We start from the raw sequence: 12,035 nt of genomic DNA on the forward strand, positions 1-12,035 counted from the left end.
TCCTTAATGGGTCTTGCCGGGCAGCGGTTTCGGGCGGGGTGCCCGGATCCAGCCGAAGGCCGCCTTGGTCAGACTTTCGGCCCCCGGCAAACTACGCAGACGGGCCTTGATGGTTTCAAAATTCATCACCCCGTCGATGCGGCGATCGATGAAGGCGCGGGTTTCGGCATGGTCCGGCGAATCGTCGCCCAGCCAGAACAGCACGCTGGCCGAGATCACCGCCGAGAGCGTTGCCCGCTTGGAATACCAGTTCACGTCGTCGGTCCGGTCGCCCAACCCCGTCCAGATGATATCGGCGGTTTCCCAGACCAAGCGTGCCGCCAGCGCGGCGTTCTGCGGCAGGGCCAGCGTCGATGCGCCTGCGCGGACCAGTTCCGGGTCGACCAGTTGCAGCCTGCGCCAGACGGCCTGCGCCACGCGGTCGCGAAACCGTCCCTCGGGCGGCGATTCGACCAGCGATTCCCGCAGTTTGTCATCCGCGCGGCGGTGATAGGCGGCGGCCAGCCCCGCGCCCCCTTGGGGAAAATGCACCCGCACCAGGGCGGGCGACATGCCGATGTCGCGCGCGCCCGCCAGCAGGGCTGCGTCGTTCATCCCCTCAAAGGGGACATGAATCAGGGCGGCATCAAGAAGGGCTTCGCGGTCGGTCTGGGTCATGGCACACCTATCTGGACAAACGCGCCCACGGCTGTTAGGGGGACGCTTCCTGCAATCTTGCAACTCTAACCTAGGAAGGTGGTGACAACCACATGCAGGTCAATGTTCGCGACAACAACGTCGAGCAAGCGCTCCGCGCCCTGAAGAAGAAACTTCAGCGCGAAGGTGTCTTCCGTGAAATGAAGCTTCGGCAACATTTCGAGAAGCCGTCGGTCAAGAAAGCCCGTGAAAAGGCCGAGGCCGTCCGCCGTGCCCGCAAGCTGGCCCGTAAAAAGGCACAGCGCGAAGGCGCACTGTAAGACGACGCGTTCAGCGTTATCGAAAAACCCCCGCGGCACCATGTCGCGGGGGTTTTGCTTTGCGATCACAGCGCATTGCGGGGCATCGGCAGCGTGCCGCGGTTGTAATCGGTCCAATCAGTGATCTCGGGGTAGAATTGCTTGCGCCAGGCACGCACGCGCGGATTCATCCTGCGACGCCACATCGGCGGCACCATCGCGATGAAGGTCATCGTCGGATAGCCGCGCGGCAGTTGCGGGGCCTGATCCGTGCCATAGGTCTGCAGCAGCGGAAAACGGCGGTCGGGCTTGTAGTGGTGGTCGGAATGGCGCTGCAGGTTGATCAGCAGCCAGTTCGAGGCCTTGTGACTGGCATTCCAGCTGTGCCTCGGCAGGATATGTTCATAGCGCCCATCGCCCAGATGCTTGCGCGACAGGCCGTAGTGTTCGACGTAATTCGTCAGCTCCAACTGCCAGACGGCGATGAAGGCCTGAAAGGCGAACAGCCCCAGCCCAGCCCATCCGCCAAGGATCAGCGCCAGTGCCAGCATCCCCAGCTGCAGCGCCGCATAGCGCCAGAAGGGGTTGCGCCGGTCCCACGGGCTGCGCCTGGCCCGGGCCAGCATGCGGGTTTCGGCGCGCCATGCGCTGCGCGGTCCATCGGCCAGAACGCGGATGAAGAAGCGATAGAAACCCTCGTTATAGCGGGCCGAGACCGCATCGCGCGGGGTCGAGACCCATGAATGGTGCACCAGCAGATGTTCGGTCCGGAAATGCGAATAAAGCACGCTGGCCAGCAGCAGATCACCCAGCCAGCGTTCCAGCGCGGTCTTCTGGTGCAGCAGCTCGTGGGCATAGACGATGCCGATGCTGCCCGACAGCACGCCGATGCCGAAGAACAGGCCCAGCTGTTCCCAGCCCGACAGGTGGCCCGTCGCCCGGACATACCAGATCGACCCGAAGATCGCCGCGAATTGCAGCGGGAACCAGATGATGGTGATGGCGCGATGCCAGAACAGCCGCGCGGTTTCGGTCTGCGGATCGGGGTTTTCGTCGTTCGTCCCCAGGATGCCGTCCAGCACCGTCGTCAAATACCAGGCATAGAGCGGCAGCAGCGCCCACCACATACCACCCTTGATGGCCGCAAGGGCCACCAGCGGGATCATCAGTGCCGACATCCAGAAGGGCGCGGCAGAGGGAAGGCTTCGGTTGGGTGAATCGCTCATGCCCGCGATGCTACGCGGCGATCTTGCTTTGCGCCATATCCCAGACCTTGCGCATCAGCCCCGGAAGGGCATCGCGGTCGATCTGTCGCAGGGGGATCAGCTGGCCCCGTTCGGGATTGCCGGTAAGATCGCCGATCATCACCGTCAGGGTCAGGCTGAAATGGGTGAAGACATGGCGCACCTCGCCGATAGGACGCCAATCCGCCGGACCGGGGGGCGGCAGGTCGCGCCCGTCCCACCCGGCCGAGGGGAACGCCGTCGTCCCCCCCAGCAGCCCCTTGGCGGGGCGTTCCTCCAGCAGGATGCGGTCGCCGCTGCGGGCGATCCAGGCGATGCCTGTGCGTTCGGGCTTGGGGGCCTTGGGGGTCTTGGCGGGCAGCTCGGCGGCGATGCCTTGGGCGCGGGCGTCGCAGGATGCGCTCAGCGGACAGATGACGCAGGCGGGCTTGCGCGGGGTGCAGATCGTCGCGCCCAGATCCATCATCGCTTGCGCGTAATCGCCGGGGCGGGTCTGCGGCGTCAGCGTTTCCGCCAGCGCCGTCAGTTCCGGCTTGGCCCGGGGCAGCGGCGTGCGGACCGCGAACAGGCGCGAGACCACGCGTTCGACGTTGCCGTCCACCACGGTTTCGGGCAGGTCGAAGGCGATCGCCGCCACCGCTGCCGAGGTATAGGCCCCCACCCCCGGCAATTCACGCAACCCATCGCGCGTGTCGGGAAAACCGCCGCGTTCGGACACCGCCCGCGCGCAGGCCAGCAGGTTGCGGGCGCGGGCGTAATAGCCAAGCCCCGCCCATTCGCCCATCACCTGCGCGTCGGGGGCGGCGGCAAGGTCATGGACCGTAGGCCAGATCCTTGTAAATCTAAGGAAGTACTCCTTGACGGCAGCCACGGTCGTCTGCTGCAACATCACCTCGGACAACCAGACGCGATAAGGGTCGGCAGGCGCACCGCCCGGCGGCACGCGCCACGGCAGGACGCGGGCGTGGCGGTCGTACCAGTCAAGCAGAGTTTCTGCGATCACCTTGCTGTCACGCAATTATGTGGCCTCGTGTGAATGGGTGCGCTTTCATCCTTGCCGATGGCTGGCTAAGACTATGGGCGTGATAACAGATCATGGAACGATGGCACAGGCACCCGGATCCACATATTCCAAGACCCGTCGTCGCAGCCGCGGCTTCCAGGCGGCGTCATCGCTGCTGGCGACGCGCGTGCAGAAAGCGGCCGAGGGTCGCGGTTTTGCCGTCGCCCGCCTGCTGACCCATTGGCCCGAGATCGCCGGCCCCCAACTGGCCGCCGCCACCCGCCCCGTCAAGATCAGCCACAGCCGTGGCGCCTTCGGGGCGACGCTGACCCTGCTGACCACCGGCCCGATGGCCCCAATGGTGGAAATGCAGCTGCCGATGCTGCGCGACAAGGTGAACGCCTGCTATGGCTATAACGCCGTCCAGCGGATCACCCTGACCCAGACCGCCGCCAGCGGCTTTGCCGAGGGCCGCGCCAGTTTCACCCATGCGCCGAAGACCGCCAAGGCCCCCGATCCCGAACGGGTCGAACAGGCCGAACGCGTCGGCGCGCAGTTCACCGACCCGACATTGGCGCAGGCCATGGCCACGCTGGCCCTGAACGTCGCCCAAAGGCAATCACGCAAGACCTGACCCGAAAGGACTTCCCATGTTTCTCCGCTCTGCTGCGACTGTATTCGCCTTGGCCTTCGCCGCCCCGGTGATGGCACAGGACGCCCCGGCCGAAGCGCCCCAGACCTTGCCGGACCTGCCCCTGGGCGCCGAGGATGCGCCGCTGACCATCGTGGAATACGCCAGCTTCACCTGCGGGCATTGCGCGAACTTCCACACGGACGTCTTTCCGCAGCTGAAGTCGGAATACATCGACACCGGCAAGGTGAAATTCGTCCAGCGCGACATCTACTTCGACCAGCCCGGCCTCTGGGCAGGCATCATGGCCCGCTGCGGCGAGGGTGAGAAATTCTATCCCGTCGCCGGCATGCTGTTCGACGAACAGCAGAAGTGGCTCTCGGGCGGTTCGGGCGATGAAGTCGCCGCGAACCTGCGCAAGATCGGCCTGAAGGCCGGGATGACCGACGACCAGATGACCGCCTGCTGGGATGACACCGCCAAGGTGGAACAGCTGATCGCGACCTTCCAGGAAAACGCCAAGGCCGACGACATCCAGGCGACCCCGACCTTCATCATCGGCGGTGAAACCGTGCCGAACCAGTCGTGGGACAGCATGAAGGAGATCATCGACGACAAGCTGGCCGAAGCCGAAGCCGCCCAGCAGTGACGACTCCGCTGGCCGGCCTGAAGGTCGTCGAGCTTGCGCGCATCCTGGCCGGCCCCTGGGCCGGTCAGATCCTGTCGGACCTGGGTGCGCAGGTCATCAAGGTCGAATCCCCCCAAGGCGACGACACGCGCCGTTGGGGGCCGCCCTTCATCGACCATCAGGGCGACCGCAGTGCCGCCTATTTCCACGCCGCCAATCGCGGCAAGCAATCGGTGATTGCCGACTTCACCACGCCCGAGGGCCAGCAAAAGGTCCGCGATCTGGTCGCGGACGCCGATATCGTCATCGAGAACTTCAAGGTCGGCGGTCTGGCGAAATACGGTCTGGATCACGCCAGCCTGTCGGCGCTGAACCCGCGGCTGATCTATTGCAGCGTGACGGGCTTCGGTCAGACCGGTCCCTATGCCCATCGCGCGGGCTATGATTTCATCATCCAAGGCATGTCCGGCATGATGAGCGTGACGGGCGATCCTACGGGCCAGCCGCAGAAGGTCGGCGTCGCGGTCACGGACATCTTCACCGGAGTCTATGCCGCCGTGGGCATCCTCGCCGCCCTGAACCAGCGCCAGCGGACCGGGCGCGGCCAGCATATCGACATGGCGCTGCTGGATGTGGCGACCTCGGTCATGGCGAACCAGGCGATGAACTATCTGGCGACCGGCGAGGTGCCGACCCGCATGGGCAACGCGCATCCGAACCTGGTGCCCTATGCCGTCTTCGATTGCGCGGACGGCTGGATCATCATCGCCACGGGCAACGACGCCCAGTATCGCAGGCTCTGCGCCGTGCTGGGACTGCCTGCGCTGGCCGATGCCCCGGCCTATGCCACCAACGCCGACCGCATCGCGAACCGGCAAGCGCTGAGCGACCTGCTGTCATCGGTCACCGTCACCTGGCCCCGCGACCGCCTGCTGGCCGCGCTGGAGGATCAGGGCATTCCCGCAGGCCCCATCAACGACATGGCCGACGTCTTCGCCGATCCGCAGGTGATCGCCCGCCAAATGCGCATCGACCCCGAGGGCGTGCCCGGAGTGCGCCTGCCCATTCGCTTTTCGGATGCCGAACTGGCGACCGACAAGTCATCGCCGGGGCTTGGGCGGGACGACCCGGACCCTATTCGTCAGGATTATTGATTTTCACGCCGTCTGATTCCACTCTGCGCATGCGGCGTCATGTCGCGACAAACAGTCAGGGACAGGACAGCATGTTTCAGGAATTCAAGGCCTTCATCGCTCGCGGCAACGTGGTCGAACTGGCAGTCGGCATCATCATCGGCGCGGCCTTCACCGCCATCGTCAATTCGGTCGTCGTCGATCTGATCAACCCCATCATCGGTCTGCTGACCGGCGGCGTCGATTTCACCGACAAGTATTTCGTGCTGTCGGGCAATGTGCCGGATGGCGCCAGCCTGGAAGTCGCGCGTGAATCCGGCGCGGCGATCTTTGCCTACGGCTCTTTCGTCATGGCCGTCATCAACTTCCTGATCATCGCATGGGTCGTCTTCCTGATCGTGCGCATGGTCAACCGCGTTCAGGCGCAGGTCGCACGCCCCGAACCCGCCGCCGAGGAAGCGCCCGCTGGCCCCAGCCAGGAAGAGCTTCTGGCCCAGATCCGCGATCTGCTGGCCGCACGCGCCTGATCCGGATGCCGACGAACGACGGGCCGCGACTTGCGCCGCGGCCCGTTACGTCACAGGTCCAGCAGGCTTTCGGGCGTGATCGCCTGCAGCCCAAGCGCCTGCCCCACAGGAACCGAGGTCAGCTGGCCCTCATGCGTGGACAGCCCCGCCCGCAGGTGCGGATCATCGGTGACCGCCTGCCGCCAGCCTTTCTCGGCCAAGGCCATAAGATGCGGCATGGTGGCATTGCCCAAGGCCTGCGTCGCGGTCCGCGCCACGGCGCCCGGCATGTTCGCCACGCAGTAATGGACGATGCCGTCGACCTCGTAGATCGGGTCCTGATGGGTGGTCGCGCGCGAGGTCTCGAAACAGCCACCTTGGTCGATGGCCACATCGACCAGCACCGATCCCTGCGGCATCAGCGACAGCTGCGACCGGCTGACCAGCTTGGGGGCCGCGGCACCGGGGATCAGCACGGCACCGATGACCATGTCGGCGGTGGTGATGGCGGCCTCGGTCGCGGCGGCGCTGGCGAATTGCGTGGTCAGCTTGCCCATGAAGACATCGTCCAGATAGGACAGCCGCGGAACCGAGCGATCCATCACCGTCACATTCGCCCCCATGCCGACGGCCACACGCGCCGCCGCCGCGCCAACGACGCCGCCGCCGATGATGACGACATTCGCGGGACGCACACCGGGCACACCGCCCATCAGCACGCCGCGCCCGCCATTTGCTTTCTGCAAGGCCCATGACCCGACCTGCGGGGCCAGACGGCCCGCGACCTCGGACATGGGGGCCAGCAGGGGCAGCCCGCCGCGCGCATCGGTGACGGTTTCATAGGCGATGGCGGTCACGCCGCTGTCCAGCAGGTCGCGGGTCTGGTCAGCATCGGGCGCCAGATGCAGATAGGTGAACAGGATCTGGCCCTTGCGCAGCATCTTGCGTTCGACGGCCTGAGGCTCCTTGACCTTGACGATCATCTCGGCCGCGTCGAAGACCGTCTGCGCATCGTCCACGATCTCGGCACCGGCATTCTGGTAATCCTCATCGGTGAAACCCGCGCCGAGGCCCGCACCGCTCTGGACCAGCACCTGATGGCCGCGGCCCACGGCCTCGGTCGCGGCGGCGGGGGTCAGGCCGACGCGGAACTCCTGCGGCTTGATTTCCTTGGGGCATCCGATCTTCATGGCTCTCCTCCCAGAGTTCTTGATGATGCCATCATGCGCGCGATCCATCGCAAGGTGCTGCGAAGATATTGGGCACCAGGTGGCGTCGGGCGAAGAATAGTCTGGCAAATTGCCCCGCCATCGAAGAACCTGCGTTTATGGCCGAACTTGACGCAATAGACCGACGCATTCTTGCCCTTCTGCAGACCGAGGGACGAATCAGCAATGCCGAACTGGCCCTGCGGGTCCATCTGTCGCCATCCGCCTGTCACAGGCGCGTGCAGCGCCTTGAGGAGGCGGGCGTCATCTCGGGCTATGTCGCGCTGCTGGATGCCCGCGCCCTGCGACGGCAGACCACGGTCTTCGTGGAAATCACCCTGTCGGGTCAGGCGGATGAGGTGTTGGACGCCTTCGAAAAGGGCGTGCGTGCCATTCCCGACGTGCTGGAATGTCATCTGATGGCGGGCACGGCCGATTACCTGCTGAAGATCGTGGTCGAGGATACCGACGATTTCGCCCGCATCCACCGCCAGCACCTGTCGCGCCTGCCGGGCGTGGCGCAGATGCATTCCAGCTTTGCCCTGCGGACCGTCTTCCGCACCACCGCCATCCCGGTGTGAAAGGACCCGCCATCCGGGGATGACGGGTCAAGTTGGCCCCGCCGGTATGGCAGAAGCGAGGCATGGCGAATGGGAATTCCGGCTCAGTTCGGGCGGGCGGTCTCGCCCTCCATCTCGGCGCGGATCTGCTGGCGCAGGATGTCCAGCGGGATCATCTTGCCCTCGCGCCGGAAATGCCAATAGGTCCAGCCGTTGCAGCTGGGTGCGCCTTCCAGCGCGGCGCCCACCTGATGGATGCTGCCCTTGACGTCATTGCCGATCAGGCTGCCGTCGGCACGCACGCGGGCCTTGTGGCGGTTGCCGATGGAAAACAGCTCCTCTCCGGCGCGCAGCATGCCGCGTTCGATCACCTGACCGAAGGGGATGCGCGGTTCGGCGCGTTTGGCGCGGGTGGTGGCGATCACCTCGGCGTCCAGGCGGCGGGTACGCTCCAGACGCTTCTGGCCCGCTTCGCGATAGGCTTCCTCGCGCTCGATGCCGATGAAGTCGCGGCCCAGCATCTTGGCGACAGCGCCGGTGGTGCCGGTGCCGAAGAAGGGATCCAGAACGACATCGCCGGGATTGGTCGTGCCGATGATGACGCGGTGCAGCAGCGCCTCGGGCTTTTGGGTCGGATGGGCCTTTTCGCCCTTGCCGTCCTTAAGCCTCTCCCCGCCGTTGCAGATCGGGATGACCCAATCGCTGCGCATCTGCGTGCCTTCATTCAGCGATTTCAGCGCTTCGTAGTTGAAGGTATACTTCGAGGCTTCGGATTTCGCCGCCCAGATCAGCGTTTCATGCGCATTGGTCAGACGCTTGCCGCGGAAGTTCGGCATCGGGTTCGACTTGCGCCAGATCACGTCGTTCATGATCCAGAAACCCTGGTTCTGAATCTCGGCGCCGACGCGGAAAATGTTGTGATAGCTGCCGATCACCCAGATCGCGCCGTTCGGCTTCAGCAGACGGCGCGCGGCGGCCAGCCAGTCGCGGGTGAAGGCGTCATAGATGGCAAAGCTGTCGAACTGGTCCCAATGGTCGTCGACGGCATCGACCTTGGAATTGTCGGGCCGGTGCAGGTCGCCCTTCAGCTGCAGGTTATAGGGCGGATCGGCGAAAATCAGGTCGACGCTGGCCTCGGGCAGGGCATTCATCACCGCGATGCAGTCGCCGGCCAGAATCTGGTTCAGCGGCAGCGACGGCGGCACGGAATCCGCACGCGGGCTTCTGGTTTTCGTCATTTTCTGCCTCTGGGAACGCCGGATTTTACCGATCTGGTGATCCCCCAAAATGATTCAGACGCGAATCGGCGTCAAATTGTTTTTTGAATCAATTGCTTGGCAGCGGGGATTTACACAAGATGTTGTGGACGGGCTTGAAGCTGCGCCTATGATGTGGGGTCACGCCCAGTTCCAGCAGCGCCTTTTTATGGGCCGGGGTGGGATATCCGGCGTTCACCTCCCAGCCATAGCCGGGGTACTGTTGCGCCAAAGACTCCATGATGCGGTCGCGCAACACCTTGGCAAGGATGGATGCGGCGGCAATCGTCACGCTGCGCGCGTCGCCTTTGACGATCGCCTCGGCGGACAGGCTCAGGTCGTGCGGCAGCTTGTTTCCATCGACCAGCACGTGATCGGGGCGCTGCTTCAGCCCCGCGACCGCCCGGCACATCGCCAGATGCGAGGCGTGATAGATGTTCAGCCGGTCGATCTCCTCGACGTCGACATGGGCCACCGACCAGTCGCAATTCCGCGTCAGCCAGTCGAACAGCTCGTTTCGCCGCTTGGCCGACAGTTTCTTTGAATCGTTCAGCCCCTCGGGGATGGCATCGGGGTTCAGGATCACCGCCGCCGCCGTCACCGGCCCGCACAGGGGGCCGCGCCCGACTTCGTCCACACCGGCGACCAGATGCGCGCCGCGTGCGATGGCCGCGGCCTCGAAGCTGAAATCGGGGCCACTCATTGGGTGAAGACCACGGGGGGGATGGTGACCTCCTGCAGGTTCACGCCGTCCCCTTCGCGGTCGACGACCAGAAAGTCGGCGGCGTGGTCCAGCGGCGTCAGCACCCCATGCCAGACCCCCGCACGCAGGTTCACACCCACGCCCGAGGGCACCAGGAACCCGCGCGGCGTGCCGGGGCGGCCACCCGTGTCGGGGGCCACGACCGACAGCCACGCCCCCTGCCCCATCGGCATGAAGGCCTGCGATCCCAAGGGGTGACGCTCCAGCAGCGTGCATTCATAGGGCAGGCTGACCGGATCGGAGCGGAAGATGCTGATGATCGCCTCGCCGCCGTGACGCTCGACCGTGGCCAGCGCGTGATGGCGTTCGCAGCGGCCCGCGTTGATCATGCGGTCGGGCGCGGATTTCGGGGCCAGCACATCGCCGAAAGGGGCGAAGGCTTCGGCAGTCAGGGGTTCGATGCGGATCTGTGTCATGATGCTCTCCTGCGGCGGGTCTAGCGCGCCGCGGCCAGCCCGTCGAGGATGTGGCGCATCATCTGACGACGCGCCTGTGGGTCGCGAAGATGGGCGGCCTCGGACCGGGCGGCGCGGGACATGGCCTTGCATTCGGCGGGATGGGACCGCGCCCAGTCCAGCTTGTCCAAAATGTCGGTGCCGTATCGCGCGATGGGGATGAAATGTTCCCAAGGCCGGAAGCGGCCTGAATAGAAGACCTGCCAGCCGTCATCCTCGGCAAACAGCACGGAATTGCTGTCCAGCGCCGAGATGAAGTTCGATCCGTGATCATATCCCGTCAGGCACAGCTGGTAACGGAAGCGCTGGAAGAACGCCCGCCCCCGCCGCGGCCCGCAATAGGGAGCCAGCAGCGGATCATCGGCGAAATGGCGATAGGCGAAGGCCATGACCACGCCGATGTCGAAATCCGGATGGCCCATGAAGCGGCGCACGAAGTCGAACCGGCTGGTCCGGCACAGCCCCTGCCAGGCGGCCTCGCGGGCGGCGGGATCGTCGCCGGCCTGCAAAAGCTGCGCCAGCCAGGCATGGGACGCCGGACCGGGGCGGATGCCATCGCGCATCTCGTTCCCCGAGATCATGCCGCGCCAGACGATGCGATCCTCCTTGGCGTCTAAATCCGTGGGGTCGGCCTCGGTCGTCGGATCGAAGCCGGGCAGACCGATGGCATGCTGATCGGGCAAGGGCCAGAGGACCGGACCCGCCGCCCCCGCCCGCCGGTTGTGGCACAGGACAGGGCGGTCGACCGGATCGCCCTGCGGCGAGCCCATCCAGCGCGAATCCTCCATGTCGATGCAGACCGGATCGCGGCGGCCAAGGCGCAGGATGTCGTTAATGACGCCTTCGGCGCGGAGGACCTTGAAGTGCCGACCCTCGGGGCCCGTGGCGATGGGTGTCCCGCCCTGCGGGGTCAGGACCGCGAACTGTCGCACCCCGCCCTTGAACGGGTCGCGGACAAGCGGCCCGCCGTCCCATTCGCAGGCATAGCCCGAAAGGCCCCGCGCATCCCCCTGCGGATCGGGGCCGGGGCCTCGCAGGCAAAAGGCTGCGACATCCTCGGCCCAGCCCTTCGGCGCCACCGGCTGATCCTGCGCCCGGTCATAAAGCAACAGCAGCGCCGCCTCGACCCCCGCGTTGCGGGCTGTGGGCCAGCGGTCGAAGGGAAGATCGGGCATCGGCAGCAGCGGATCGATGTGAGCCGCCAGCGCAGAGGGATCATCGCGGGCCGGATCGACCACGATCAGCCGGGGATCGCCGCCGAAATGGTCCAGCACCGCGCGTTCATGCGCCGCCAGATCGCTCCGCCACAAATCGGGCAGCGCCAGTTCGTCGACGCCCCGGTGAAAGGCGTGACAGCGGGCGACGGCGCCCTCGTCGCGGGTCAGACGCTCGATCACCCATTGGTCGGGATCGGGGCGGGTCAGGATGAAGCGGGCATGAGGGATGCGCCGCGCCAGATGGGCAAAGCAGCGCCATGCCTCAAGCGGGGGTCGCCAATGGGGCGCGGCCCGCCACAGCCCCGCGAACAGCCGGATGCCGGGGCGCTGGCGCAGAGGGCGCTGGTCGCGACCTCCGGCAAAGAGGATCTCGGACGCCAAGGCACCCTTTTCATGGCAGACGGTCTTGTAGCCGTTGGCCGCGAACAGCCGCACCAGCGCGTCGTCCGCCGCCCCATCGACGCCGATATGGATGAAGACCGGCTTGGCCATCGGC

14 protein-coding genes are annotated in these 12,035 nt (G+C 65.8%); 6 read left to right on the forward strand and 8 right to left on the reverse strand.

Features of this window, described 5'->3' with window-relative positions; genetic code table 11:
* Positions 1–3: 3 nt before the first annotated feature.
* Positions 4–657 carry a COQ9 family protein gene (locus tag DDE75_RS08535; RefSeq protein WP_108501944.1) on the reverse strand — a complete coding sequence of 218 codons (654 nt, stop codon included), beginning with the start codon at positions 655–657 and terminating at the stop codon, positions 4–6.
* 92 nt (positions 658–749) lie between these two features.
* Here DDE75_RS08535 and rpsU point away from each other — a divergent pair, with 92 nt between their 5' ends.
* The gene (gene rpsU / locus DDE75_RS08540) at positions 750–956 is read left to right on the forward strand and encodes a 30S ribosomal protein S21 (protein ID WP_022705914.1); all 207 of its coding nucleotides are present in this window, start codon (positions 750–752) and stop codon (positions 954–956) included.
* A gap of 65 nt (positions 957–1,021) precedes the next feature.
* On the opposite strand, the gene DDE75_RS08545 is transcribed toward rpsU, so the two are convergent.
* Both DDE75_RS08545 and mutY read right to left on the reverse strand, forming a co-directional pair.
* A complete protein-coding gene (locus DDE75_RS08545) occupies positions 1,022–2,161 on the reverse strand; it encodes an alkane 1-monooxygenase (RefSeq protein ID WP_108501945.1) in 1,140 nt (379 codons plus the stop codon).
* A gap of 10 nt (positions 2,162–2,171) precedes the next feature.
* Entirely contained in the window at positions 2,172–3,179 is a 1,008-nt protein-coding gene (gene mutY, locus DDE75_RS08550) for an A/G-specific adenine glycosylase (RefSeq protein ID WP_245894679.1), read from the reverse strand.
* 103 nt (positions 3,180–3,282) lie between these two features.
* Here mutY and DDE75_RS08555 point away from each other — a divergent pair, with 103 nt between their 5' ends.
* The 4 genes from DDE75_RS08555 (at position 3,283) to mscL (ending at position 6,101) form a co-directional block, all read left to right on the forward strand.
* Positions 3,283–3,816 (forward strand): DUF721 domain-containing protein, encoded by a 534-nt coding sequence (locus DDE75_RS08555; RefSeq protein ID WP_108501947.1) that lies wholly within the window; start codon positions 3,283–3,285, stop codon positions 3,814–3,816.
* 16 nt (positions 3,817–3,832) lie between these two features.
* Positions 3,833–4,462 carry a DsbA family protein gene (locus DDE75_RS08560; RefSeq protein ID WP_108501948.1) on the forward strand — a complete coding sequence of 210 codons (630 nt, stop codon included), beginning with the start codon at positions 3,833–3,835 and terminating at the stop codon, positions 4,460–4,462.
* Positions 4,459–5,595, forward strand: a complete 1,137-nt coding sequence (locus DDE75_RS08565) for a CaiB/BaiF CoA transferase family protein (protein ID WP_108501949.1) — start codon at positions 4,459–4,461, stop codon at positions 5,593–5,595. Before DDE75_RS08560 ends, DDE75_RS08565 begins: the two co-directional genes overlap by 4 nt.
* Positions 5,596–5,666: 71 nt before the next feature.
* Entirely contained in the window at positions 5,667–6,101 is a 435-nt protein-coding gene (gene mscL / locus DDE75_RS08570) for a large conductance mechanosensitive channel protein MscL (protein ID WP_108502096.1), read from the forward strand.
* Positions 6,102–6,151: 50 nt separating this feature from the next.
* Here the strand turns inward: mscL and ald are convergent, their stop codons facing one another.
* Complete coding sequence (gene ald / locus DDE75_RS08575; RefSeq protein WP_108501950.1) at positions 6,152–7,270, reverse strand: alanine dehydrogenase; 1,119 nt, start codon at positions 7,268–7,270, stop codon at positions 6,152–6,154.
* Positions 7,271–7,407: 137 nt separating this feature from the next.
* Between ald and DDE75_RS08580 the strand changes: the two genes are divergently transcribed.
* On the forward strand, positions 7,408–7,869 hold the full coding sequence (locus tag DDE75_RS08580; protein WP_108501951.1) for an Lrp/AsnC family transcriptional regulator: 462 nt from the start codon (positions 7,408–7,410) through the stop codon (positions 7,867–7,869).
* Between the two features lie 83 nt (positions 7,870–7,952).
* On the opposite strand, the gene DDE75_RS08585 is transcribed toward DDE75_RS08580, so the two are convergent.
* From DDE75_RS08585 to DDE75_RS08600, 4 genes are all read right to left on the reverse strand, one after another.
* Positions 7,953–9,086, reverse strand: coding sequence for a site-specific DNA-methyltransferase (locus DDE75_RS08585; protein WP_108501952.1), 1,134 nt, complete (start codon positions 9,084–9,086; stop codon positions 7,953–7,955).
* 88 nt (positions 9,087–9,174) lie between these two features.
* The gene (locus DDE75_RS08590) at positions 9,175–9,807 is read right to left on the reverse strand and encodes a ribonuclease HII (RefSeq protein ID WP_108501953.1); all 633 of its coding nucleotides are present in this window, start codon (positions 9,805–9,807) and stop codon (positions 9,175–9,177) included.
* A complete protein-coding gene (locus DDE75_RS08595; RefSeq protein WP_108501954.1) occupies positions 9,804–10,283 on the reverse strand; it encodes an ureidoglycolate lyase in 480 nt (159 codons plus the stop codon). Before DDE75_RS08595 ends, DDE75_RS08590 begins: the two co-directional genes overlap by 4 nt.
* A 20-nt stretch (positions 10,284–10,303) precedes the next feature.
* Positions 10,304–12,031, reverse strand: coding sequence for a glycosyl transferase family 90 (locus DDE75_RS08600; RefSeq protein WP_108501955.1), 1,728 nt, complete (start codon positions 12,029–12,031; stop codon positions 10,304–10,306).
* Positions 12,032–12,035 lie beyond the last annotated feature (4 nt).

It is taken from the genome of Paracoccus indicus, from assembly GCF_003056335.1.
In the GTDB taxonomy this organism is placed as follows: domain Bacteria; phylum Pseudomonadota; class Alphaproteobacteria; order Rhodobacterales; family Rhodobacteraceae; genus Paracoccus; species Paracoccus indicus.

Coding starts and splice junctions, on each gene's coding strand:
- rpsU (WP_022705914.1), top strand. CDS start 750: ATGCAGGTCAATGTTCGCGACAACAACGTCGAGCAAGCGCTCCGCGCC.
- DDE75_RS08600 (WP_108501955.1), bottom strand. CDS start 12,031: ATGGCCAAGCCGGTCTTCATCCATATCGGCGTCGATGGGGCGGCGGAC.
- DDE75_RS08595 (WP_108501954.1), bottom strand. CDS start 10,283: ATGACACAGATCCGCATCGAACCCCTGACTGCCGAAGCCTTCGCCCCT.
- DDE75_RS08535 (WP_108501944.1), bottom strand. CDS start 657: ATGACCCAGACCGACCGCGAAGCCCTTCTTGATGCCGCCCTGATTCAT.
- DDE75_RS08585 (WP_108501952.1), bottom strand. CDS start 9,086: ATGACGAAAACCAGAAGCCCGCGTGCGGATTCCGTGCCGCCGTCGCTG.
- ald (WP_108501950.1), bottom strand. CDS start 7,270: ATGAAGATCGGATGCCCCAAGGAAATCAAGCCGCAGGAGTTCCGCGTC.
- DDE75_RS08555 (WP_108501947.1), top strand. CDS start 3,283: ATGGCACAGGCACCCGGATCCACATATTCCAAGACCCGTCGTCGCAGC.
- DDE75_RS08590 (WP_108501953.1), bottom strand. CDS start 9,807: ATGAGTGGCCCCGATTTCAGCTTCGAGGCCGCGGCCATCGCACGCGGC.
- DDE75_RS08545 (WP_108501945.1), bottom strand. CDS start 2,161: ATGAGCGATTCACCCAACCGAAGCCTTCCCTCTGCCGCGCCCTTCTGG.
- DDE75_RS08580 (WP_108501951.1), top strand. CDS start 7,408: ATGGCCGAACTTGACGCAATAGACCGACGCATTCTTGCCCTTCTGCAG.
- DDE75_RS08560 (WP_108501948.1), top strand. CDS start 3,833: ATGTTTCTCCGCTCTGCTGCGACTGTATTCGCCTTGGCCTTCGCCGCC.
- mscL (WP_108502096.1), top strand. CDS start 5,667: ATGTTTCAGGAATTCAAGGCCTTCATCGCTCGCGGCAACGTGGTCGAA.